The sequence below is a fragment of the Sphingobacteriaceae bacterium genome (assembly GCA_002319075.1).
In the GTDB taxonomy this organism is placed as follows: domain Bacteria; phylum Bacteroidota; class Bacteroidia; order B-17B0; family Aurantibacillaceae; genus Aurantibacillus.
On sequence record NVQB01000001.1, the window covers coordinates 3,332,547 to 3,356,971 of the forward strand.

General features: G+C 38.0%; 19 protein-coding genes. 12 read left to right on the forward strand and 7 right to left on the reverse strand.

From position 1 onward, the window contains the following. Positions 1-183: 183 nt before the first annotated feature. Positions 184-681, reverse strand: a complete 498-nt coding sequence (locus CNR22_14410; GenBank protein PBQ32916.1) for a hypothetical protein — start codon at positions 679-681, stop codon at positions 184-186. A 119-nt stretch (positions 682-800) separates the two neighbouring features. Next, positions 801-1,595, reverse strand: a complete 795-nt coding sequence (locus CNR22_14415) for a hypothetical protein (protein ID PBQ32917.1) — start codon at positions 1,593-1,595, stop codon at positions 801-803. Between CNR22_14415 and CNR22_14420 the strand changes: the two genes are divergently transcribed. Next, on the forward strand, positions 1,594-1,800 hold the full coding sequence (locus CNR22_14420; protein ID PBQ32918.1) for a hypothetical protein: 207 nt from the start codon (positions 1,594-1,596) through the stop codon (positions 1,798-1,800). The two genes, CNR22_14415 and CNR22_14420, sit on opposite strands and share 2 nt — an antisense overlap. Before the next feature lie 93 nt (positions 1,801-1,893). Next, positions 1,894-4,878 carry a hypothetical protein gene (locus CNR22_14425; protein PBQ32919.1) on the forward strand — a complete coding sequence of 995 codons (2,985 nt, stop codon included), beginning with the start codon at positions 1,894-1,896 and terminating at the stop codon, positions 4,876-4,878. 80 nt (positions 4,879-4,958) lie between these two features. On the opposite strand, the gene CNR22_14430 is transcribed toward CNR22_14425, so the two are convergent. Both CNR22_14430 and CNR22_14435 read right to left on the reverse strand, forming a co-directional pair. Beyond that, positions 4,959-5,336 (reverse strand): hypothetical protein, encoded by a 378-nt coding sequence (locus tag CNR22_14430; GenBank protein PBQ32920.1) that lies wholly within the window; start codon positions 5,334-5,336, stop codon positions 4,959-4,961. A gap of 432 nt (positions 5,337-5,768) precedes the next feature. Then, a complete protein-coding gene (locus tag CNR22_14435) occupies positions 5,769-6,173 on the reverse strand; it encodes a hypothetical protein (GenBank protein PBQ32921.1) in 405 nt (134 codons plus the stop codon). Positions 6,174-6,400: 227 nt separating this feature from the next. On the opposite strand from CNR22_14435, the gene CNR22_14440 reads away from it, so the two are divergent. The 4 genes from CNR22_14440 (at position 6,401) to CNR22_14455 (ending at position 10,952) form a co-directional block, all read left to right on the forward strand. After that, complete coding sequence (locus CNR22_14440; GenBank protein PBQ32922.1) at positions 6,401-7,924, forward strand: hypothetical protein; 1,524 nt, start codon at positions 6,401-6,403, stop codon at positions 7,922-7,924. 305 nt (positions 7,925-8,229) lie between these two features. Next, a complete protein-coding gene (locus CNR22_14445; protein PBQ32923.1) occupies positions 8,230-9,492 on the forward strand; it encodes a hypothetical protein in 1,263 nt (420 codons plus the stop codon). Positions 9,493-9,744: 252 nt separating this feature from the next. Then, positions 9,745-10,092, forward strand: a complete 348-nt coding sequence (locus CNR22_14450) for a hypothetical protein (protein PBQ32924.1) — start codon at positions 9,745-9,747, stop codon at positions 10,090-10,092. Positions 10,093-10,229: 137 nt separating this feature from the next. Next, positions 10,230-10,952 (forward strand): hypothetical protein, encoded by a 723-nt coding sequence (locus CNR22_14455; protein PBQ32925.1) that lies wholly within the window; start codon positions 10,230-10,232, stop codon positions 10,950-10,952. A 169-nt stretch (positions 10,953-11,121) separates the two neighbouring features. Here CNR22_14455 and CNR22_14460 read toward each other — a convergent pair whose 3' ends face one another. After that, entirely contained in the window at positions 11,122-12,210 is a 1,089-nt protein-coding gene (locus CNR22_14460) for a mannose-1-phosphate guanylyltransferase (GenBank protein PBQ32926.1), read from the reverse strand. A gap of 185 nt (positions 12,211-12,395) precedes the next feature. On the opposite strand from CNR22_14460, the gene CNR22_14465 reads away from it, so the two are divergent. The 5 genes from CNR22_14465 to CNR22_14485 all read left to right on the forward strand — a co-directional run bounded on the left by CNR22_14465 (position 12,396) and on the right by CNR22_14485 (position 17,982). Further along, positions 12,396-14,294: an ATP-dependent RNA helicase gene (locus CNR22_14465; GenBank protein ID PBQ32927.1), complete on the forward strand. Its 1,899-nt coding sequence runs from the start codon at positions 12,396-12,398 to the stop codon at positions 14,292-14,294. 344 nt (positions 14,295-14,638) lie between these two features. Next, positions 14,639-15,838 (forward strand): aspartate aminotransferase, encoded by a 1,200-nt coding sequence (locus CNR22_14470; GenBank protein PBQ32928.1) that lies wholly within the window; start codon positions 14,639-14,641, stop codon positions 15,836-15,838. A 1-nt stretch (position 15,839) separates the two neighbouring features. Continuing rightward, complete coding sequence (locus tag CNR22_14475; GenBank protein ID PBQ32929.1) at positions 15,840-16,490, forward strand: hypothetical protein; 651 nt, start codon at positions 15,840-15,842, stop codon at positions 16,488-16,490. A gap of 137 nt (positions 16,491-16,627) precedes the next feature. After that, complete coding sequence (locus CNR22_14480) at positions 16,628-17,269, forward strand: rhomboid family intramembrane serine protease (protein PBQ34913.1); 642 nt, start codon at positions 16,628-16,630, stop codon at positions 17,267-17,269. A 35-nt stretch (positions 17,270-17,304) separates the two neighbouring features. After that, the gene (locus tag CNR22_14485; protein ID PBQ32930.1) at positions 17,305-17,982 is read left to right on the forward strand and encodes a hypothetical protein; all 678 of its coding nucleotides are present in this window, start codon (positions 17,305-17,307) and stop codon (positions 17,980-17,982) included. Between the two features lie 2 nt (positions 17,983-17,984). On the opposite strand, the gene CNR22_14490 is transcribed toward CNR22_14485, so the two are convergent. Continuing rightward, on the reverse strand, positions 17,985-19,499 hold the full coding sequence (locus CNR22_14490; protein PBQ32931.1) for a bifunctional ADP-dependent NAD(P)H-hydrate dehydratase/NAD(P)H-hydrate epimerase: 1,515 nt from the start codon (positions 19,497-19,499) through the stop codon (positions 17,985-17,987). A gap of 161 nt (positions 19,500-19,660) precedes the next feature. After that, complete coding sequence (locus CNR22_14495; protein PBQ32932.1) at positions 19,661-21,532, reverse strand: X-Pro dipeptidyl-peptidase; 1,872 nt, start codon at positions 21,530-21,532, stop codon at positions 19,661-19,663. Positions 21,533-21,847: 315 nt separating this feature from the next. Between CNR22_14495 and CNR22_14500 the strand changes: the two genes are divergently transcribed. Continuing rightward, positions 21,848-24,415, forward strand: coding sequence for a cell division protein FtsK (locus tag CNR22_14500; GenBank protein PBQ34914.1), 2,568 nt, complete (start codon positions 21,848-21,850; stop codon positions 24,413-24,415). The last annotated feature ends 10 nt before the right edge of the window (positions 24,416-24,425 follow it).

The window sequence follows — 24,425 nt, forward strand, 5'->3', positions numbered from 1 at the left end:
ATTAATTTCGGCTTAATTTAATTTTTTGATTGATTGTCAGCCGTAAGAAAAATTCAGCTGCTATAAATACAAGGCAATATTAGTGAAAATACTTCAAACAGCAAATAAATTGAAAATAAATTTAATAAGAAGGCACGCTTTACAGCGAAGAATGGGGAAAATTTTACCTCTTGTATGAATGTTTTATTGGAATGCGCACACAACACCGCCCATGAGCGCCATACATAAAATCCAATAGCCTGCATTTATCGCAATGTATTTAAAGGACTTTTGTTCAAACAAGGCGTTAACGCCTACTATTGGAAGGGCTAATAAAATTCCGGAGAGGGTGCCGTGAAAAGCGCCGTGTTTAAAAGTGCGGTAACTCGAGTCAAATAAGGACTTAAATTTTTCTAACATCAGGGCTGCTTCAGAATTTGGATCTTTGAATTCTGCCTGCGCACTAAGTAAACTGTAAACGTGCACCTGATGAATAACGAGAAATTGCATTATGAGGGCAACAAAAAAAGAGAAGAGTGTAACGAGTCCAAAAATCAAAAACATATTCGATGTTTTTGCCTTTTCTTCTGTCATACCTGTGGCGTTCATCCATGCTTTTCCAAAGCCAATTTTAGGACTATACCAGATAAAACCTATTACCAGCGGAATAAATGTTGCCGCCAAAACTGCCATCATATTCATTTGTCAAATTTTAAAGTTTAATCAAATATAGAGAACGGAAAGTGAATAGTCAATAGTTAATGGTCTATCGCTAATGATCTACAGGTGATGGGCAGTCGTTAAACTTCATTCCTCATTGATTAATGTTGAAGAAAAGCGTTCAATTCATCTACCGTGAAACTAAATTTAAAAACGTCGCCCACCTGATAATAATTAGCTTTGTCAACACAATGCTCATAAGCATATTTTGCATAATCAAGTCTGTCTTCATCCATGCTAAATAAGCCTGCAATAATTTTTATTTGATTTACTGACAGATAACTATTTTGCAACGCAACCTTTGCTGTACTCATTTTAGTGTCACTAAAACTTTTCGACTCAATAGATTCTTTCATTTTAAGAAAACCGCCTTCGTTCATAGCATACTTTGTGTTGGAAATAGGATGTATGGAGTAGGTGCCCTGAACAGTTGTAGAGGGATCTGTTATATAGGCGGTGTTAAAGCCCGGATCTACAGGGTGATTATCGGAATTTGAATTTGATTCTAAGGGAGCTTCTTCTGCTGTATGGTAGGTTTCGGGAGTAGGGTAGTGCGCTGTTTCAGTTATTGCTACACTCCCTGAATACCTGAGTTTTAGTTTGTTTTTTTTATCACGGCCTATTTTTACTATGTGCTCACGGTTGGCATCAAGCGACATATTCTGTTTTAGCGTTTGCAGATTTTTATTTTCAAATTCAATTCTTACGTTCAGCGATGTTAGCTGGTTGACAAGTTTTACGTGAGTCTCAGCAGAAATATTTTGTTTTACACCATTGACAAAAACATAAAATGCATCTCCGTCTTCCGAAAACAAAGTAAGGTTCATGGTGGTTTGAGAATGACCCAGCATGCAGGTAACTAAAAATCCCATAAGAAGAAGTAATTTATTTTTCATGTTTTTGATTTTAAAAATTATTTTTCAAGGACTGTGCCAAATTCTTCAGCTAAAGTTAAGAGATGCTAAGTGGCATTTTATTTCAAAGCTATTCTATTATTTTTTTAGAGGCAAACAAAATAACTTAGTTAACTTTTCTACTAATAACCAGGCAGGTTTTTATTTTTTTATCTCTGTAAGGTGCGTTACCAGTGTTTTTCACTAATTCGATTTAGGAGATTTTTTTGGCTTTTTTTTGGCTTTTCTTTGGTAGATAAAATTAAAAGATCTAACTTTCAATTTAAACTAAACTACCCACATGAGAACATTTACCAACAAATTTCTGGCCGCATTTGTCTTGGCTTTAGTCGCATTTTCAACTAATGCGCAAGTATCTACCCTTTACACGTTTTCCTCCTTTCAGGGCTCTTACACTGCAATCACAGGGGGAACGGCATTTTCAACAAGCTCTATGGACGATGAGGATATTGTTGATTTGACTTCTACTCCTGTTATTAACGTGACTACAGGGAGTCAGGGAGCAGGATTAAATATTGGATTTAATTTTCTATACGACAATATTATATATGATAGATTTGCTCTTAGTAATAATGGTTTTATTACTTTGGGTCAGTCAGCTCTGGGCAACAGTGCTGTTAATACTGCGATTGTAAACTGGAATCATCCTATTAGCACAGGTTCAAGCGCATCAGCAACTTTGCAGCATAAAATTTCCCCACTTGGTACCGATCTTTTAGGGAAAACCGGTTCTGAAATTCGCTTTCAGACTTTTGGCACATCTCCAACACGCACAACGGTGATTCAATGGTCAAATTATCAGAAATTTGTGGCGGCGCCAACAGGTTCAGATAATATTAACTTTCAATTAAAACTCTACGAAACAAGTAATATTATCGATTTTATTTACGGAGACGTTATTTCTGTAACTCTGGACAGCGCCGCAGAGGTGGGTTTAAAAGGGGGCTCAACCGCTGATTATAATAATCGTAAAGTTAACGCAACAAATACCTGGAGTAACTCTATAGCTGGTACAGCTAATAATCAGCGTGCCCAATTTAGCGCTACACTTGCCCCAGCGAATGGTTTAGTTTACCGTTGGTCGTTACCGCAATGCTCTTCCCTTTCGGCCCTTACAACCACCGCTACTTCAGCACTTGTTTGTCCGAGTAAAACGGTTAACGTTAGTTTAGCACCAACCTTTACACTGTCCGGTGTCAGCTATTCCTGGACGAGCTCTACAAACTCCGCCACAGGCCCCTTTACCGCAATGCCAAATGGTAGTTTGCCCACACAGAACAATCAAACTATGACAGCCACCACCTGGTACCAACTCGATGCTTTATGTATCACAGATAACTCTTCAGTAACATCAAGTGTGTATAATGTATCGGTAACTCCTCCTCCAACTGTAACCGCAGTAGCGAGTTCAGCTTCTTTATGTTCTGGAAGCAGCTTAACCTTAACGGGAGTAGGTAGTGCAACAGCTTACGCCTGGGCCGGCGGTTATCCTAACGGAACCGGGTTTAATGCTTCAACAACAACAACCTTTACAGTTATCGGTACAGGTGTGGCAGGATGTACAACAAGTGCAGTTGTTCCTGTAACGGTTGTACCTACGCCAAGTCTTTCTCCTACTGCCTCACCAACCGCCATGTGTATTGGTAATACTTCTACACTTACGGCTACGGGTGCTACATCTTATACTTGGGCAAGTGGTACTCAAACAGTGTTTACCAATACTTTAACAGTTACACCAAATACCACCGGAATTAGTACTTACACTATTTCAAGAGATAATCAGGGTTGCACGAATACACAGCAAATAACACTTATTACTTATCCGGTGCCTAATGTGCTCGCTATTGCAAATCCAACAATGGTGTGCGCGGGTAAACCTACGTCTCTGACTGTAGCGGGCGGTGTAAATTATACTTGGACTTCTCCAGGTAATCCACCTTCCATTCTCTCTTTTACTTTTGGTGGGCCAACTCCCTTAGCTTTCCCTCCTGTGTCGACAATTTATACAGTTACAGCTCATGATGGAACCTGCGCGACAACTACAACCGTATTTGTTCAGGCAAATCCGAATCCAACAATCATTACATCAGCGAGTCCTTCAACACTTTGTAGTGGAGGAGTGGCAACCATTAACGGGTCAGGAGGCTTAAATTATACAATTATATCATCCGTTACATCTAATACGTACACCTCATTTCCAGTTACAGAAACGGTTACAGGAACGGGTGCTGCAGCGTTTAATGTTACTGGTGATAACACTTTCGGTTGTTCAACTTCAACAGTGCAGTATATACAAATTTTTGCAAATCCATCTTTAAGTACTACGGTTACTAAAACCCTTGTTTGTGATGGTGGTAGCGTAACGCTTAATGCAACCGGTGCCAATGCCTATTCCTGGAGCAGTGGTGCAAACACATCGAGCGCGCTTGTAAATCCATCAAGCAGTATCACTGGTCCGGTAATTTACACCGTTACCGGAACTTTTACAGCTAGTGGTTGCAGTTCAAGCAAAACGGTTGCAGTTGGAGTTTTCATTCCAACATTAACTGCTTATGGAAATACTGCTACTTGTGCTGGAGGTACAATAAGTCTTATAGCCGGTGGAGGAACAGGAAACAATAACTACCGTTGGTACACAGTGCCAGGTGCTCCGGCAACGTCGAGTATCGCTGCTATCAATTCCACCATCTCTGGCACAACTATATTCACGCTTACAGGGTTAACAACTTCCGGAACGGCTTCTCTTTGTCCGGGAACAAAAACCGTTGAGGTTAACTTGTATTTTAATCCAACCATTACTGCCACGCCGCAGAGAAGCGTTATTTGCGTAAATGAATCGGTGATAATTACTGCCGGAGGTGGAGATGTCTATTTATGGAGTACCGGATTTGATACGAATACAATTAGCGTAAATCCAAAATCTACTACAAACTACACGGTTACCGGTACAGACACGAATGGTTGCGTAAACACAACCACAGTGCAGGTTAAGGTATCGGGTTGTGTAAGTATAACTGAAATTGGTGCTGCAAATGCAGGCCTCAATGTTTATCCTAATCCAAGTAATGGTGAGTTCGTTATAGAGTCTACCTCAAGTTTAAAACTGACTTTAGTAAATGATCTCGGACAATTAGTTCGTGTAATAGAATTATCAGGAGCGAATAACCATAAAATTTATGTGAATGATCTTGCCAGGGGAATTTATTTCTTAAGCGGGCAAAAAGACAATGTTCAGATAAATCAAAAAATAATCGTTTCTAAGTAATACTTTAAGATAAATAAAAAGCCGTCCCGATGCATCGGGACGGCTTTTTTAATTCCGTTAAGTGTACGGTAAGGCAGTGTTTATTTTTTAGGATTTTTTTTCGGTTTAATCTTGTAACCTTCTTTTTTGAAAGCAAGCTCTTCGCGCAATTTGCTGAATTCGCTTTTCATAAGTGTCATCAGCTCTCTGTTAGCTTGTGCCAGCTCTTCTTTGGTAGCATAGCCAAATTTATCTTTCGGTTCTCTAACAACATAAGCTTCACTGCTGTAATAACTGAAAAAATCGTGATTCAAAACTTTGCTGATTTGTTGAAGTAGCTCGGTATCTATACTTTCTCTTTTAAAGATATCGTAAATAACCTGGCGATCTCTGTTAATGGCTGCTGCGAACTCCGTACCTTTAAGGCGCGACTTTTTCCAGACCTCTTTAATTTTTTTACCAATGTGCAACTTAGCCATAAGGTAAAAGTCCAGCTTTTTAAAACCTCTGCCAGTATTAAAGTGTTTGTATTTTCAATACGAAGTGTATTTTTTTATTAGCTAAGCAAGGAAGAAATAATCATCCTTTTAGAGCAAATCATGAAAACAAAACTAAAATCTTTATCTGCCTGAAGTTTTCATCGGAAATTCTTCAACACTTAAACCTAAAGCCTTCGCGATTTTTAAATGAGTGCCTATAATCGAATTTTCTTTTGTTCGATTTTTGAATAAGAAGTTTTGCAACTAGGTTTGGCTTATTAAGACTATTTTATTTTAACTTTTAGACTTACCGTATCCTAATTCCCTTCAAAATAGCGAATGTGCGGATCTAAGAAATAGTCGAAAAAAAAATGCGCATCCATTGGGGGAATACGCACTCGTTTTTGTTGGGGTAAGGAATAGAAAGAATTTTTAACTTGCGTCACGCATTCTTTCAAAATTTGGTTTTGCTCCTGTTGTAAAGTGATTCAACATTTGCCACAGACGCTCAATTTCTTTTTCAAGCATTACATTCTTACTTTTTATTTCCAGGTAAGCTTCATCTTTCCAGAAATTGTCGTTTCCGTTTTCGTCGGTATAAATTTCTTTAATGCCGTTGGGCAGCATTTCATTTTTACCAAACAAAAGCCAGTCGGCTGTTGTACCAAAAATCGAAGCCATTCTCTGCAGAGAGCTACGATGAGGTTTTAATGTTCTGCCATTTTCAAGGTGAAAAATAGCTACGTGTGATAAGCCGCATTTAACAGCAAATTCTTTCACACTCAGATTGTAGTGAGTTCTTAACTCTTTGATTCGGGAACCGATTAAGTTTTCCATGGGTGTTGGGGCTAAATTGTATTGGTTTTTAATAATTGTTTAATGTTAAAATGCTTATTTATTATACAAAGTTTTAATACGTTTGGTTGGGTCAAATATTGTACCAATTTTATAATTACCACGTAGCCAATGATTGAAAGGGTGCTTTCACTTAGTGAATGGAATTAAAAAATGCTCAGAGTCATTAAATATTAAGCTTAATTTGTATCATTGTATAAGTAATTGTTATGATCTTGAAAGAAAAGAAACGCGCCATACTCTATTTCGTTTTATTTTTGTCCTACAGCTCGTTCGCTTTTAATGGAACTGTTAAATTCTCCGACGATTTTTACGCTGCCCAGAAATTTTTTTATAACGAAGCCAAACTTAAATTTCCAAAAATCAGTTCTGACCGCATGTATCCGGAAGTTCCGATTAAAGGGGCTGCAACAAGTGACGATCTCCGTAAAATAGAAGCTCTTACTGATTATTTTGATGCCCGTCTAAAATTTCTGAATGAGCTTTCCAGGTATCCTGAACAAATTTATCCGGAAATTTTCACGTTCCTGAACGGGCATCCCGGGTTAACCGTAAATGCCGGTAACAAAGCAAAAATGGCGGCTATTGAAAAATACTTTTCTCCTTTTTATTTTGTGTTTTCATCTGATAAACATTACAGTTTTGGTGAGGAAATAAAACAAAATCCCTGTCCGCTCATCTACTGTCTTAAAGACGAAAAGAAAAATGCACTTAGTTTTAGTGTTTTCAATGTTTCAAAAAAAAATTGGGATTACACTATCACTGAAAGTCCCGGCCAGGGCTATTTAACTGCAGTTGTAAAAAAGCCTGTGTCAGTAAAAGGCGGAGCAACTTCGGTGGTTAAAATTATGGTTGACGTACAAAAACTGAAAAAAGACTCCACATTTAAAGTAGTTAATCTCGTGCTTGCCGATCCCGCTCAACCTAAGATTAAAATAATTATTCCAATAGTTCTTCTGCCTTCAAAGGATCTGTTGAACCTACCTGTGCATGTTTACGATTTTACTTTTTCTTATGGCACCTATTTTAAACACATAAGTTTGCAAAAAGAAAAAGCAAGTTGGCCTGAGCCTTGTCCGAGCAGCGATTGTTCCGGTAAAAAAATGTTCATAACAAGAAGTCCTGATCATTTAACCAGTTCTTATAATTTCGGAGAGCTATGTACCATACAATATAATGTTACCACTGGATCTAATCCTATATATAATTTAAAAAATAATCTTTTTCGTTTTTCTTATAACGAAACCGGTAATTTAGCAGGTGAAGAACGTAATTGCCCTGGCTCTACTCCAGGATCAGAGATACATTGTCCGTACGATGCACCTAATAATGGGAAGGAAATTTATGGAAATCGCAAACTGGATTTTAAATTGTATTTGCCCTCAGGAAAAACACATGAAGTAAAAATAAGGATTGGGTATTCTGATCTCGTAAATCAACCAAGCTCGCATTCGGAATTGAGTTGGTTGCAGGAAAAAAAACTTTTAGTTGTTATTACGGATGAAAAAGACAAAGAAGTTTTTAAAGAGTTGGTCACTAAAAACCCTATAACACTCACTAGCAGAGCGCTATCGGCTGGAACTTACTCTGTGGCAGTTTACCCTGTAACCGAAGATGGAAAACAAGCGCCTTCCTTTAATATTCAACATCTGAACCACGGTACTAAAAGCCGTTTCGACTTTACCCTTATAGGTAACTTCACTGTTGTTTCCAATGCAATTACCGGCAAATAGCTGAATTTTATTTAGTTGGTAATCAGTTTTTAAGAATTTTTAAACCTGGCCATTGTTTTTAGTTTGATTTTTATCAAACTATTATTCCACTCTGTTTCTATCTTTGAGATGCAAATTCTCTTATATTCCAGGGCGAGATTCTAAGTGTGTTAGAGTCTCGCTTTTTTTGGAATTTGGTTTTACACTTTTATTTTTCTGAAATTCTTTTCGCATTACGGCTATCCAATAAAAATTATAAATTCGATTTTAATTTTATATTTGATCAATAAATAATTGTCACACACACACACACACAAATAGTTTATATGAGGAATAGCTGCAAATTTTTAGTCTTGGTAATTTTATGCCTCCTCTGGCAGGCTTCGCTAGCACAAAGCAAACGTCTTATCTCAGGAAGTATAGTGGATGCTTCCACCAAAGAACCTTTACCTTACGTTACAGTTTCTTTAAAAAAACTTCTGATAGGTGTAGTCACAAATGAAGAAGGGAAATTCGATTTGTACATACCTTCAGATCTTACAAACGATACTTTGTTTGTGAATTATCTGGGTTACAAGCATTACCTGGCTGATATTAATAAGCTGAGTTCTCCGGTTACTATCAAACTTCAATCTACCGTTGTGCAGTTAGAAGAAATTGTAGTACGCCCCCTCAATCCTGAAAATTATATTCAGTTTGCAATGCGCAAATTACCTGCAAACTATCCGTCTACGCCTTTTCAGACTGTAGCTTATTATCGCGAAAAAACTCTGGAAAATAACAATCTTATAAAATACGATGAAGGTATTTTTAAAACCTACAGTGCAAATTACAACGACACTCTTGCAGAACAACATCAACTTATGCTTTATAGAAGTGCTGAAAATCCACAACAGGTTCAGTTTATGCGTAAAGAAATTAAAAAGAAGCAAACTAAAGATTCTACAAAGGTGGCTGATGGTAAAGACACTAGCTCCACCATCATCGATCTGGGCAACTCTTTTGGTGGTCCGGATGACCTTTTAAAAAGTGGAAACATCCGAAAAAATAAAGCTGGGTTTTTAGATACCACTCAGTTTAATTCCTTCAAATATTCTTTTGCTAAATCATCTTCTTACAATACCGATGAATTGATGGTGATTGATTTCGCAAGCAAAGGAAAAGTAAATCACCTTCGTCAAACCGGCAAAATTTATATTGATCTGAAATCGCAAGCCATCGTTAAAATTGAAGTTGCCGGGGATATGATAGTTCCTGGCTTAGCAAAGACCATTTTATTTTTTATGAGCATTGGGGTTAAAAATCCAACCTATATAAAACGTGTTGAATTTCAGGAAGTAGATGGGATATGGTATCCTAAAACAATCCATATAAACCTGCATGTTATTTTGACGAATAATCATTTATTTAAAAAAGATGAGTATGCAGATTTTGAGATCGAGCAATTTTTTGCTGTAAACGAATTAAAAACAAATGGCGTTGAACCAATTCCGCTTGAGAAAAGATATAAAGAAAGTAAAGAAATGGACAAACAGGTTCATAACGATAACAACTTAAGCTGGGAAGGTTTGAATATTATTAAGAAATAAAATTTCAGAGTGATTATGCAAAAGACCGTTATGCCGATGGCCTTCTAACAGTTCAGTATTTACCCCCATTATGTTTTCGCGAAAAGCTCAAGTGAATTATTTTTTACTACAAGACTGAGAAAATAAAAAATCTAAATAGTCACTCCGTACAACTAAAATAATTACCGTTTATCATTATTTTGACTGTTAAAAGGCCTTTTCTTTGACTTTTATCATGCGTTTATCTCTATATTTGCATAGGCAAAATTTGATTTGAAAAAAATAAACTATATTTTTCTTTTTATTTTACTGGGGTTTTCTGCAAAAGCCCTTGCTTTGCCTTCGAATAGTTTTGCTGCCATTAAACTCAAAGAAAATAAGTTTGAGAAGGCCGTTAAAGAGACTAAGTTTTCAAAAGCGGGCCAATCTCCTAAAGCGGGCAAGCAAAAAAGACCGAAAAAACCTAAGGGCATAAAGGTTATCGTTCCTGTTGTTTCGAATCACGTATTCAAGTCCTATTATATCTATTCTGATTTATCAGTTAACGAATTAAAGGGCAATTATTCTTTACTGCTTCAATATTCCCATGGCAAAAGGGGACCACCCTCTCATCAGGCTTAAGACCATCTTTTTTTTCTTTACCCAAATTGCGTTTGCTTAAACGTGATTTAGAAATGGCAGGTGCCTTTCGTCTTCCAGTGTTGCTCTTATAATATGTGTAAATAGACTTTATACGTAAACCACCTAACAAAATTACAATGAATACTTTAATTAAAAATAAAATCGCTGACAACTTAAATTATTTCCACTTTTATTCAGGTATGCGTCTTGACACAATTCCTGAAAAAGAAAGAACTGAATTGGAATCTCAGGCAAAAACAATGCATGTTACCAGAAAATCCATCCTTTATACCGAGGGTGAAGTTCCAAAAGGAGTTTATGTTATTTTGAGTGGCAAAGTAAAAGTATCGCAACTAAATGTTGATGGTACGGTGCAGATATTTTTTATTTACTCGTCAGGAGATCTTTTTGGACACAGGCCAATTTTGTGTAACGGAAAACATCCTGTAACGGCCGTTGCCCTTGAAGATTGCAAAATCCTTTTTATTGAAAAAGAACATTTTACCAATGTGCTTGCAAATTCAGCACGTTTATCTTCTCTTTTTCTGCAGAGCGTTAGTCACGAATTTACAGTATTGGTTAACCGCATTAATATTTTTGCTCAGAAAAGTATTAAAGAAAGGCTGGCTTATTTTTTATTGGTTTTAAATGATAAATATAAATTGCCAGGACAAATAAGCGATGAGGCTGAGATCAAAGTTAACCGCAGTGATCTTGCAAGTTACACAGGAACTTCTCTGGAAAATCTTGTGAGGACTTTAAAAGAATTTAAAACCAAAAATTTTATCCGCACAGATGGAAAAAGTATTTATATAAATGATTTTGAATCGTTATACTCTTTAACCGGCGTATCTTCTTAATGGCGATATTCTCCAACAGAAGAGGGGAGGGCGAAAGCCCTCCTTTTTTTTATGTAAATGTTTTTAGTTTTTCGGTTCACACCTGAGCACCAGCTAAAAGAGGAAGGGTGTTAAAAGAGTGTTAGAAAGGTAGTAGTAATTAGTTGTGGCAGCGCGCCTTTTTTGAAGGCTAAACGAATTTCTCTCCTTTGCTTACTTTAACGTCGTTTACAAAATTGCGAATCTGCTGCTCGTCCTGTTTTTTACAAATCATTAAAATGCCTTCGCTTTCTACTACTATATAATCTTCAAGACCCTGTAAAACTACAAGTTTGTCTTTTGGAACAGAAACAATACAATTATTACAACCATATGTAATAATGTTTTTACCCACAAGAGCATTCTTGTTTTCGTCTTTTGGAATGTGAGTATAGAGACTTCCCCATGTACCAAGGTCGCTCCAGCCAAAAATACTTGAACGCACATATACATTATCAGCTTTTTCCATAACACTATAGTCTATAGAAATATTTTTGCAGGTTGCGTAGGCTCTGTTTATAAACTCGGCTTCTTTGTCGGTATTGTAAAAATCCCAGCCTTCTTTAAAAACGTTAGCTAGTTCTGGATCGTGTTTTTCAAGTGCATTGATGATGCTTTGAGTGCTCCAGATAAAAATGCCTGAATTCCATAAAAAGTCACCGCTTTCCATAAAAAAACTCGCCATTTCGGCATTTGGTTTTTCGGTAAACGTTTTAACTTTGTGAATACGCTTATCTTTTTCTTCTACATCGCTTTTAATAAATTGAATGTACCCGTATCCCGTATCAGGGCGCGTAGGTTTAATTCCCAGTGTAATTAAGCAATCGCTGCGTTCTGCTTTTTCAAAACAAGACTGTAAGGCCTTAACAAAAGTATCTTCCTTTTTTACCAGGTGATCACTCGGTGCAACAAGCGTTATGGCTTTAGGATCGCGTTTGTGAATTTTGTAAGAAGCGTAGGCAATGCATGGTGCGGTATTTCTGCGAACAGTTTCGCAAAGAATGTTTTCTTTTAAAAGTTCAGGTAATTGCTCAGCCACTAGTTCTTCGTAAGAGGCGCTGGTAACAACGTATATGTTTTCTTTAGGACAAACTTTAGAAACCCGTTTGTAGGTTTGTTGTAAAAGAGTTTCACCAGTACCTAAAATATCAAGGAATTGTTTGGGATGCTGCGTAGTACTCATTGGCCAAAAGCGGGTACCAACCCCTCCAGCCATTATAATTGCGTAATGATGTTTCATAAAAACGTTACAAAATTATAAAATAAAGCATGCAAATCCTTTTAAAAAGTGCTATTACTGTTAATTTAGATAAAAAGCGTATATTTGCACTCTTAATCTTAAAATTATCTCGCCTGTTTTCGTCGGCATGAAGCATTAAAGCGGGATTTTTTATGGCTTTAATGTATTAATTTAAAATTTAAAAAATGACTTTTCAAGAATCAGGTCTCAACAGCGACCTTATAAAAGCTGTTACGGACTTAGGGTTCGAAAATCCTACGCCCATACAAGAACAAACCATTGCTTTATTAGGTAAAGAAAAAACAGACTTAGTTGCCCTCGCGCAAACAGGTACTGGTAAAACAGCTGCATTTGGTTTACCAATGCTAAACAGAATCGATTGTGATAATAAAACAGTTCAGGCGTTAATTTTAGCGCCAACCCGTGAACTTTGTGTTCAAATTACCAACGACATTAAAAATTACGGGAAATATATGAAAGGCTTTGGTGTAACTGCTATTTATGGTGGTGCACGTATTGACGGACAAATTAAAGACATTAAACGTGGAGTACAAGTTGTTGCCGCAACACCAGGCCGTTTAATAGATATGATCGAGCGTCGTGCTATTAACTTAAGCACTGTTCAGGTTGTTATTCTCGATGAGGCTGATGAAATGTTGAACATGGGTTTTAAAGATGATTTAGATATTATCTTAAAAGAAACCCCAAAAGAAAAAAACACCTGGTTGTTTAGCGCTACAATGCCTAAAGAGGTTGAGCGTATTGCAAGAACTTACATGAGCAAACCTGCTGAATTAAGCACAGGTAAGAAAAATGAAGGTGCTGATAATTTAGAGCATATTTATTATGTAGTTAGTCCACGCGACCGCTATTTAGCTTTAAAGCGTGTTGCCGATTTTTATCCCGATATTTTTGGAATTGTTTTCTGTCGTACAAAAGCAGAAACACAGGAAGTTGCTGACTCGTTAATAAAGGATGGTTACAGCGCAGATGCTTTACACGGAGATCTTTCTCAAAGTCAACGTGATTTTGTAATGAAACGTTTCCGCAGTAAAACTTTACAAATGTTAGTTGCAACGGACGTAGCTGCCCGTGGTATTGACGTGAATAATGTAACTCACGTGATCAATTACAATTTACCTGAAGACGTTGAGAATTACACTCACCGTACAGGAAGAACTGCACGTGCAGGGAAATCAGGAATTGCCATAGCTATTATCACGCCGAAAGACAGTGGTAAAGTAAAAGACATCGAACGTATCATCAAAAAGAAATTCGAGAAAAAAGATGTACCAAATGGGTTAGAAGTTTGCGAAAAACAACTTTTTAACTTAGTACATAAATTACACAACGTAGAAGTAAAAGATGAAGAGATTGAAAGTTTCTTACCTGCTATCTACGAAGAATTAAAAGACCTTACTAAAGAGGAATTAATTAAACGGGTGATCAGTGAAGAATTTAACCGTTTCCACGAATACTACGACAACGCTCCTGATTTAAATATCGTGAAAGGTGCTGTTGATGGCGCTTTCGGAAATAGCAGAACAACGCGTTTCTTCGTGAATATGGGAGCTTTAGATGGCTTTAACATTAATAGTTTAAAAGATTTCTTAGCAGACGCTGTAAAGTTACAACAGCGTATGGTGTTTAATGTAGACGTAAAAAGCAGTTTTTCTTTCTTTGAAACTGAGAGTAAACTCGTAGATACGTTTATGGCTTTAAATTCTGCAGATCTTGAATTTAATAACCGCAAAATTTCGTTAGAGGTAAGTAACCGTAAAATGAAAGAAGGCGGAAGAAGCAGTGATGGTGGAGAAAGACGCGGCGGCGGTGGCGGAAGAAGCTACGGTGGCGGCGGTGGCTACAAAGGTCGCGAAGGTGGCGGTGGTTTCAGAGAGAAACGTGAAGGTGGCTTCGGTGGTGGAGAAAAACGTGAAGGTGGTTTCGGTGGTGGAGAAAAACGTGGCAGTGGAGAAAGACGTCCGAGAAAACCAGGATCTAGTTTCAACAGCGGTGGAGGTGATCGCGAAAAATCATCTTTCGGTGGCGAGAAGAAAAAGGGTTTCGGAAAAAGTAGATTTTAATATCGCACTATAAACTGGCCACAGATTTCACAGAGGACGCAGATTTTTAATTTGCAAGCTGTGAGGTCTGTGGTTTTTTTGTGCCTGTATTTTGCTTTTGTCGCCAGTAACACAGCTGCGATAGCTATTGGATCACCGAATGCTCTTGCAGACTGATTTTTAAAAATCAAATTCGTTTCAACTTTTATTTCGCAAATCTTCAGGTGGCGTGCCCTGAGACTTATTATTTAGAATCTCAAAGTAAATTATTTTTTAATCCGTGAAATCTGTGAAATCAGTGACTGACTACCTTCGAAATCTGGGGGTTTTACCTATATTTGTGACCTAAAAATACACTAACATCCATGCCTTCTATTTCAAATAAAGCCACAACAATGCCGGCTTCTCCAATCCGTAAACTTGTTCCTTTCGCAGAAACTGCAAAGAAAAAGGGAACTAAAATTTATCACTTAAATATTGGTCAGCCTGACATTGAAACGCCTGCTTCCTTTTTAGACGCGGTGAAAAATGCAGACATGAAAATAGTGGAGTACAGTCACAGTGCCGGCAATGAAAGTTACCGTAAAAAATTGTGTGGCTACTACAAAGAATATAATATTAACATTGATCAGAACGATGTGATCATTACCTGCGGAGGTAGCGAAGCTATTGAAATTGCTTTGTTAACCTGTTTTAATCCCGGTGATGAAATCATTATCCCTGAGCCTTTTTACGCTAACTATAATGGGTTTAGTAAGGCTGCTGACGTGGTTGTTAAACCGATCCGTAGTTTTATTGATACTGGTTTCGCTCTTCCTCCCATTGCAGAGTTTGAGAAACAAATCACTTCTAAAACAAAAGGAATTATGATTTGTAACCCGGGAAATCCGACGGGTTATTTGTATACAAAGGCGGAACTGGAAGCGCTGCGTGATCTTGTAAAAAAACACGATCTGTTTTTATTAAGTGATGAGGTTTACCGTGAATTCTGTTACGATGGAAAAGAATACGTTAGCGTGATGCACCTGGAGGGAATTGAAGAGAACGTTATCCTTTTAGACTCTATCAGTAAACGTTACAGTGCTTGTGGCGCACGCATTGGAGCTATGATCAGCAAGAACAAGGAAATTATGTCTGCAGCTTTGAAATTTGCTCAGGCGCGCTTGAGCCCTCCAAGCTACGGACAAATAGGAGCAGAGGCTGCGTTGGATACACCTAAATCTTATTTTGCGGAAGTGAAAAAGGAATATGTAGCGCGTCGTGATTTTGTTATTGAATCATTAAATAAAATGAATGGCGTTTTTTGTCCTAAGCCGAGTGGTGCTTTTTATTGTATAGCCAAATTGCCGATTGACAATGCCGATAAATTTTGTCAATGGTTACTGGAAGATTTTAATTACCAGTCTCAAACTGTCATGCTAGCTCCTGCAACGGGTTTTTATTCTACTCCGGGTGCTGGTTCCGATGAGGTAAGAATTGCATACGTTTTAAAAATAGAGGATCTTAAAGGTGCAATGACTTGTTTGGAAGAGGCTCTGAAAATTTATCCTGGCAAAACAAATTAAAATGGATTTTTTTAAAAGCACGCTTCTTGGTTTTGCGATTTGTATTCTCATCTCTTCTTGCGGAAATGAAAACGACGCAGATACGGAAATAAAAAAACAAGAGGTTCCGGTAGTCGAAAAAAAAATCACGGATACTACTTCCTTCGCCAATAATGTAACGGAGTTTGATCTTGCTAATGGACCGGTAGGAGTTTACCATGTGCCGGAGATGCTGGTATTAAGTATAACAGATTCAGCACAGACCGGGCAGGTATCGGCGGTGCTTCAGCGAAACTTCGCGACTCTTGAAGAGGAGATGGTTGCTGTAGGCGCCGAAGTGAACGGTCCAATAGGCATGATCACCTACAACAATAGTCTTAAAAATTTTAAATTCGAAAGCACGCTTTTTATTAAACGTATTCCAACTGTTCAACCTAAGCGTTGCAACATAGTGGTGCTCGAAGCTTCACAAATGCTGGTTTATAATTTTTACGGGCCGTACAGCAATCTATTTGCTGCTTATGATAAAATTAAGAAGTACTGTGAGAAAAATGATTTAATTGAAAGCGGACCTATGCGTGAATTTTATATCACCGATCCTGAAAAGGAAAAAGATCCCGCAAAATGGTTAACGCGTATCATGCTTCCGGTTATCTCTATGCGCAAAAAGTAGTGCTAAAGCTTTTTTAACCTTGTTCTAAATTTAATTTTTCGCAATTTTATTAGGTGAAAAATTATTTAGCAAAACAAATTTACAGTACGCTTTTCTATCCTTTGCTGTTTGTTATTTTCATCTGGATTGTTTTCTGGATGCAAAATACACTACAGTATAATTTTACGAATTTAGGTGTGCTTCCCCGCAATAAAATGGGTCTCCCGGGAATCGTGACTTCCGTTTTTATTCACGGCAATTTAAGTCACATCGTTTCAAATACACTTCCCTTATTGGTTTTGGGAATGATGTTGTTTTACTTCTATAAAAAAATAGCAAAGCCTGTTTTTTTATGGATCTGGCTCATTAGCGGAATATGGCTCTGGTTGGGTGGCAGGAACACTATTAATTATCCGACTTACCATATTGGTGCAAGCACTTTAGTGTATGGCCTTGCCGGATTTTTATTTTTTAGCGGAGTATTCAGGAGGCACTTACGTTTGATGGTTGTTTCTGCACTCGTTGTATTTTTATATGGGGGAATTGTTTGGGGTATTTTTCCAATAAAAGAGGAAATTAGTTGGGAAGGTCATCTTTTTGGAATGATTGCCGGAATTCTTGTAGCATTTAATTATAGAAAAGAGGGCCCTCAAAAAAGAGTGCACCAATGGAACGAAGAGGAAGACGACGCAACGGATTTGCCATGGCAGGAGGTGCAAGCGCCACCTTTAATTGCTCCGGAGTCTAAAGATGAAATAACCATTACCTACATCTATAAAGAAAAAGACAAAGAGACATAATATTTAGTATCTTAGATAGAACCAAAGAGTCTGAGATGTTTTATCGCTTCATTTTTGTTTTAGGTCTTGTAGTTCCTTTTTTGGGGATGACTCAGACTCAAAATAAAAAGCGTTATATAAATATGGGTTTCCATCGGACGAATTCTGCCGGGCTATTAGAATGTTATAAGTTTGAGGATGGTGGTTTTCCTACACGTCAAACGAGCGCTATATTTTTTGATCTTAATTTCCTCATGGAGCAACACGCTAAGGGCGCTGCGCAAATTCAGGAAAAAAGCCTGGACCTCACAAAATTCGCCTTCACTTACGGCTTCGGAATTAATAATAAAGGATTTAATCAAACGGGAATGACTTCCGATGGCACTGCAAATTACTATGAGTATAAAGCGCTGGTAAAACGAAGCTATTTCAGTTTTTATGGTGGATGTTCCTACGACTTTATAAGTACCGAAAGCTTAAAAGCAGGTTTAGGTTTTTTATTAAACCCTGATACCGATCTGGGTCGTCTCGTAGTGGAAAGCTCTGATTTCAGAATGATCGCACTTGGTTCGCGCTCTTTTGTATTTATTGATTATCAATTGGGCAAAAAATCCGGTTTAAGATTCAGTCCTTATTTTCAATATGCACTCACAAACTATTTCAAAGCTTCGCCAACAAAACTCTCCAACTACAGGCCGAATGGTTTTGGCTTTAATGTGGGAATTTCTTTTTAGAATTATACTTCCAGTTTCCTGAACGCCTTTGGTAATTGTTCAATCACATCACTTATCAAAAGACTCTCTTTGCTTTTCTTTTTTACACATAAATCCGCCGCAAATCCATGTACAAAAGTTCCGATCAATGCTGCCTGGGGTGCCGGATAGCCGCGACTCAGGAGACCAAGAATAATACCGGTTAATCCATCACCAGTACCACCCTTAGCTAAGCCTGCGTTTCCACTGGAGTTAAAAAACACATTGCCATCAGGCATGGCTATAGCTGTATGCGCTCCTTTTAAAATTAAAATACAATTGTATTTTAAAGAGAAATGTTTTGCTGCCTTAAGTCGTTCAAAGTCGTCGCTGTGTTTTTCCGTGAGACGCTCGAATTCTTTTGGATGTGGGGTTAATAGCGTGCCGGGTTGTAAAAAATTTAACCAGGTTTTATTTTCAGAAAGAATGTTTAAGCCGTCTGCATCAATTAGTAATTTTCCGGCAGAGTAACTGAGAATTTTTTTTAATGCTGTTTGCGTATCTTCGTGAGAACCTACACCAGGACCAAATGCTATGGCATCATATTTTTCAGGACTTTCGATTCCGGAAATCCGGTCTGTGTTTTCATCCTCGCTTGTCATCGCTTCGGGTAAATGTTGCAGGAGTGCGTTTAATGTTTCTTTATTCGAATGCAGCGTTAATAAACCTGCTCCGCTTCTTAAGCAAGCTTTAGAAGCTATAATTGCCGCGCCGCTTTTCCCTTTACTGCCTGCTAAAAGAAGCGCATGACCAAAAGTTCCTTTGTGAGAAAATTTTGATCTTGGTCTCATAAGCGAAGAAACGTCTTCTTTGGTGATATAGTAAAAATTACTTTGTTGAAGCGCTATGCCTTGTGGATGAAGTCCGATATCGATAATTTCAAATTCGGGAACATAATTTTTATTTTCAGCAAAAAGAAAAGCAAGTTTTGGGAACTGAAAAGTAAGCGTAAGTGTAGAGTGAATAATTGTTTTATTTTCGGAAGAACTTTTATCTGCGTACAAACCACTTGGAACATCGATGCTGATAATTTTACTGCCGCTGGCGTTGAGGTAAGTGATCGTATCTTCTAAAAGTCCTGTAGCCGCTTTGTTTGTGCCGGTTCCTAGAAGGGCGTCTATGTAAATACAATTTCTGGTAGTTAATTTTTCCTTGAGCTCGTCCAATGATTTTATTTGGGAAATTTTTTCTGGAAATTTTTCTTTCAATAAATCAAAATGATGTTGTGCATCACTACTGAATTTATCTGTGTAGTTTATTACCAATGCGCTTGCATTATAGCCTTGTTCGTTTAACTGGCGTGTAATGGCGAGTCCATCGCCGCCATTATTGCCTTTTCCGCAAACAACAAAAATTACGTCTTCAAGACTGGTTAGCTTCACGATACGACGCACGCAAGCCCGCGCGGCCCGATCCATAAGATCTGCAGACTTTATGGGTTCGTGTTCAATAGTGAATGCGTCGAGTGCTTTTAGATGATCGGTACTAAGAATTTTCATAAGCGTTTTTGGAACATATTTCCGTTTGCATAAATTAAATCAGCTGCAGTTATCACAATTCTTATCTCCTCCGCTCTTCTTCTTTTTAGGAATAAAAAATTTGTAGACTAAAAAAATAAGTGCTGAAGCAAGAAGTATGTATGTACTGATTTGTTGTATCATTATTTCAATACAGGTAAGGTGATTGAGGACGCAGAACCTGCCTGGTGAAAAATTAGTATTTCTGCAGTTTTAAAATCAGAATCATTACACTTGTAAATATCTATAAATGTCTGTGGATTGCGGTCAAACACCGGAAACCAGCTGCTCTGAATTTGAATCATTAGTTTGTGACCTTTTTGAAAAGTGTGTGATACGTCTGGTAGTGTAAATTTTACAGTTTCAATTTTATTTGCATCAAAAGGTTCGGGTTTTTCAAAACTGTTGCGGTATTTTCCGCGCATAATTTCTCCACGTACCAGCATTTGATAACCTGCCATTTCTACTTCTTTCTTCACGCCCTGGCAACAAACAGATGTATCGTAAGAAAAATTATCCGGAAATACGTCGATAAGTTTTACAACAAAATCCGCATCTGTGCTATTTATCGTCACTTTAAGGTCAGCAGTGATAGCACCGGCCAGGGTTAATTCGTTTTCGAGAATCTCTGTTTCGTAAACTAAAACGTCCGGACGTCTTGCTGCAAAGCGCTGGTCATCTATCATGTACTCGCGTGTTCTTTTTAGATGCACACCTTCCGAATACGGAACAGGTTTAGAAGGGTCGCTGGTATATTTTGAAAATGAACTAGACGATGATGGAGCAGTAAATGATAAAGTGTGGTTAGTGTTGAGATAAATTTGTTTGTATTCAATTGTTTTTGGAGGCCAACTCTCAAAGGTCCGCCATTTATTTTCTCCAGTAAAAAATAGAGTTGCTTCTGCGATAGAGTTGGCATCCCCTTTTCCATTTAAATAATAATTAAAAAAAGGAAACTCTAAATTATCCTGGTAATAAACAGAGGTTTTACTGCCGAAGCGCACGTTTCCTAAATAACTTCCATCAGCACGGTGCCATCCCCCGTGGTACCAAGGACCCATCACTAATTTGTTGTTTGTAGAAGGAGATTGTTTTTCGATAGCCTTGTACAAATTATAAGCGCCATAACAATCTTCCGCGTCAAAATTACCTCCAACAACAAGAACAGCCGGTTTGATAGTTTTTACTGCGCGCCTTGCATCTCTTGCTTTCCAGAAATCATCATAGTCAGGATGAGTCATAAGATCGTTCCAGAATTGAATACTATCGCCCATTAACCTGGTAAAATTTTTAATAGCCCCTTGCTTAAGAAAAAAATTATAATTGTCTTTTTCCGGAATGGGATAGCCTGATGCATGCTGTGTGGTAGGCTTTGGACGCGGCTTTCCGAATCCAGAATAAAATGAAAAAGCATCCATCAATGCAAAGGCACCATTATGGTGAAAATCATCTCCCAGGAACCACTCTGTTACGGGCGCCTGCGGACTAACAGCTTTTAGAGCGGGATGTCCGCTCAATGCAGCCATAGTACTGTAAAATCCCGGGTACGAAATTCCTGAAACGCCAATATTGCCATTATTTCCCGGAACATTTTTTATCAACCAGTCAATGGCATCATAAGTGTCGCTGGCCTCATCAATATCTTTTTTCGATTTTTTATTTTCAATAAAGGGACGCACATCCACAAAAGTTCCCTCGCTCATGTAACATCCGCGCACATCCTGCATTACAATGATATAATTTTGCTTAACATAATTTGAATAATGGGAGATCAGGTAAGGCGAAAATTTGCCGCCATAGGGCGCAAGCGAGTAAGGTGTTCGCACCATCAGGAAAGGATGCTTTTCGGTGGTGTTTTTTGGAGTGTAAATGCTTGTAAAAAGATTTATACCGTCTCTCATCGGAATGGATACTTCTTTTTTCGTGTAATTCTGTCTTAACCAGGTAGTATCAATAACCTGTGATTGAAGAAGTGAAAAAGTACAAACAAAAGAGATGAAAAATAATTTAGACATAAAGCGCGGGATTTAGCTGTAATCGGTAAAATTAAGGCTTTTTTGATTAACATCCGGTGGTTTAAAACATTGAAATTCCAGCCAAAAAAATGAAGGCATTCCTTCTATATTTAAAGGATAATGGCTGCAGAAAAAAAGAATAAATTCAGAGGAGGCGATACCGCCGAAACGCTCTTGGATAGTGATGAACGTTCGATTGAACAGAACGATATTGTAGATGTGGTGGAAAAAAAAACCAACGAACGGAAAAATAAACCTAAATCAATGCCTAAAGTGGCGGAGGTTAAGTCTGCGCCTACACCTGAACCATCCCCAATGGCTGGCGGTGCAAAAAAATCAAAAGAAAAAATCAGTTTGGGTAAGCGTTTCGAACAATTTCTTGTTTTTTACAAAGACGAACGTACTCAGAAAATTATGGGCTTGCTGCTGATCCTTTTCTCTGCTTACCTCACTATTGCATTTGTTTCTTACTTCACCAGCTGGGATGTAGACCAGGACAAAGTTTTAGGAAGCAGAGAAGATCTTTTTTTACCAGAAACAAAAGTAAAAAACTGGCTTGGGAAATTTGGCGCTCTTGTTTCACATTTCTTCATGTATAAAGGTTTCGGTGTATCCTCATTTATTCTTGTTCCGGTGTTATGCATGTTTGGATTGCAAAAAGTCGTTCAACGTAAGCTCATCAATGTAGGCTCTTTCAATGCCAAATGGTTATTTTTTATGGTATGGAGTTCGTTGGTTTTTTCTTACATCTTCTCTGAAAAATTATTTTTTATGGGTGGAGGTTTTGGTTATTTTATGAATGCCAAAATTGTAAACTATGTTGGAAGCTTCGGATTAATAGCGCTTATAGCATTTTCTATGCTTACTTTCCTTGTCTTGAGCATTAACCTTTCCTTCAAACTTCCTGCTAAAGCAGTGGTTGAAGAAGATGTTCAAATGGAAGAAGAAATTACCTCCAGCTTTAAATCTGCTACCCCCGTTAAAGAGTTTAATAGTTCTTTCAATGAATTAAGAGACGCTAAACTAACCCCAGAAGAAGAAGCAGAACTTCTGAATTTTGAAGTCATTACAAAAAAAGAGAGTCAGCAAGCCGAACCCGAAATTATAAAAGAAGAATCCGAAGATGTTGGATTTGAAGTTTTGTCAACCACGCAAGAAATGACTTCAACTCCCATTGTTCAGGAACAACCAGGTGTTAATGTGCAAGAACCACCGTTAGCTGAAAATCAAATGGACCTTACCGGCACTGCCGGCGAGATAATAAATACAGAGCCTAAGGGAGAACCTGAATTGGTAATTGCTCCGCCGGCACGAGATGGTGAAGTTATTGAAGATGAAAATAAGGCCGCGAAATTAGTAGAACAATTTGGTGAATACGATCCAACGCTTGATCTGGGTTCTTACCAGTTTCCAAGTTTCGAATTGCTGAATGATTACGGTAATATTCACAGCAAAGTAAACCAGGAAGAACTGATAGCGAACAAAAATAAAATTCTGAATACGCTAAAAAATTACGGTATCGAGATCGATAAGATCATGGCTACTGTTGGTCCCACAGTTACTTTGTACGAGATTGTTCCAGCCGCGGGTGTGCGCATCAGTAAAATTAAAAACCTGGAAGATGATATCGCTTTAAGTTTAGCAGCTTTAGGTATTCGTATCATTGCCCCTATTCCAGGGAAAGGAACCATTGGTATTGAGGTGCCGAATCAGAACCCCGAAATGGTTCCGATGAAAAACATTCTGGCGTCAGAAAAATTCAATAATTCGGTATTTGAACTCCCTATAGCTTTAGGAAAAACAATCAGCAACGAAATTTTCATTGCCGATCTTGCCAAGATGCCTCACTTGCTTATGGCGGGTGCTACTGGCCAGGGGAAATCTGTGGGCTTAAATGCAGTATTGGTTTCTCTGCTCTACAAAAAACATCCTGCACAGGTAAAATTTGTTTTGGTAGATCCTAAAAAGGTGGAGTTAACTTTGTTTAATAAAATTGAACGTCACTTCTTAGCGAAACTTCCAAACTCTGAAGATGCTATCATAACAGACAATACAAAAGTAATTCACACACTCAACTCTCTTTGTATTGAGATGGATAACCGTTATGCCTTGCTGCAGGATGCCCAGGTACGTAACATCAAAGAATACAATACTAAATTTGTTAACCGCAAATTAAATCCAAACGACGGACATAAATTCCTTCCCTACATAGTTTTAGTAGTGGATGAGTTTGCCGATCTGATCATGACGGCGGGTAAGGAAGTTGAAACGCCAATTGCGCGTCTTGCTCAATTAGCAAGGGCTATCGGAATCCACTTAATAATAGCCACGCAGCGTCCTTCAGTAAATATTATAACAGGAACTATAAAAGCCAATTTTCCTGCGCGTATTGCATTTAGGGTGACAAGTAAAATTGATAGCCGTACTATTTTAGATTCGGGTGGAGCAGATCAGTTAATTGGTCGTGGTGACATGTTATTAAGCACAGGAAATGATTTGATCCGTATTCAATGCGCTTTTGTAGACACTCCTGAAGTGGAGAAAATTACCGAGTTCATAGGTAATCAGCGCGCATATCCGAGCGCCTTCCTTTTACCAGAATATGTTGGAGAAGAAGGTGAGTTAGGAAAAGAAGAAGTGGATTTAAGTGAACGTGATAAAATGTTTGATGAAGCTGCCAAATTAATTGTCCAGTTTCAACAAGGCAGTGCTTCGTTTTTACAACGTAAATTAAAATTAGGTTATAATCGTGCGGGGCGTATAGTTGATCAACTTGAGGCTGCAGGGTTTATAGGACCATTCGAAGGCTCCAAGGCCAGGGAAGTTCTGGTGAAAGATATGGCGCAAATGGAAGAAATTTTGCAAAAATTAAGAAATCGCTAAAGATCTGAAT

Coding starts and splice junctions, on each gene's coding strand:
- CNR22_14410 (PBQ32916.1), bottom strand. CDS start 681: ATGAATATGATGGCAGTTTTGGCGGCAACATTTATTCCGCTGGTAATA.
- CNR22_14420 (PBQ32918.1), top strand. CDS start 1,594: ATGTTTTTGATTTTAAAAATTATTTTTCAAGGACTGTGCCAAATTCTT.
- CNR22_14415 (PBQ32917.1), bottom strand. CDS start 1,595: ATGAAAAATAAATTACTTCTTCTTATGGGATTTTTAGTTACCTGCATG.
- CNR22_14425 (PBQ32919.1), top strand. CDS start 1,894: ATGAGAACATTTACCAACAAATTTCTGGCCGCATTTGTCTTGGCTTTA.
- CNR22_14430 (PBQ32920.1), bottom strand. CDS start 5,336: ATGGCTAAGTTGCACATTGGTAAAAAAATTAAAGAGGTCTGGAAAAAG.
- CNR22_14435 (PBQ32921.1), bottom strand. CDS start 6,173: ATGGAAAACTTAATCGGTTCCCGAATCAAAGAGTTAAGAACTCACTAC.
- CNR22_14440 (PBQ32922.1), top strand. CDS start 6,401: ATGATCTTGAAAGAAAAGAAACGCGCCATACTCTATTTCGTTTTATTT.
- CNR22_14445 (PBQ32923.1), top strand. CDS start 8,230: ATGAGGAATAGCTGCAAATTTTTAGTCTTGGTAATTTTATGCCTCCTC.
- CNR22_14455 (PBQ32925.1), top strand. CDS start 10,230: ATGAATACTTTAATTAAAAATAAAATCGCTGACAACTTAAATTATTTC.
- CNR22_14460 (PBQ32926.1), bottom strand. CDS start 12,210: ATGAAACATCATTACGCAATTATAATGGCTGGAGGGGTTGGTACCCGC.
- CNR22_14465 (PBQ32927.1), top strand. CDS start 12,396: ATGACTTTTCAAGAATCAGGTCTCAACAGCGACCTTATAAAAGCTGTT.
- CNR22_14470 (PBQ32928.1), top strand. CDS start 14,639: ATGCCTTCTATTTCAAATAAAGCCACAACAATGCCGGCTTCTCCAATC.
- CNR22_14475 (PBQ32929.1), top strand. CDS start 15,840: ATGGATTTTTTTAAAAGCACGCTTCTTGGTTTTGCGATTTGTATTCTC.
- CNR22_14480 (PBQ34913.1), top strand. CDS start 16,628: ATGCAAAATACACTACAGTATAATTTTACGAATTTAGGTGTGCTTCCC.
- CNR22_14485 (PBQ32930.1), top strand. CDS start 17,305: ATGTTTTATCGCTTCATTTTTGTTTTAGGTCTTGTAGTTCCTTTTTTG.
- CNR22_14490 (PBQ32931.1), bottom strand. CDS start 19,499: ATGAAAATTCTTAGTACCGATCATCTAAAAGCACTCGACGCATTCACT.
- CNR22_14495 (PBQ32932.1), bottom strand. CDS start 21,532: ATGTCTAAATTATTTTTCATCTCTTTTGTTTGTACTTTTTCACTTCTT.
- CNR22_14500 (PBQ34914.1), top strand. CDS start 21,848: ATGGCTGGCGGTGCAAAAAAATCAAAAGAAAAAATCAGTTTGGGTAAG.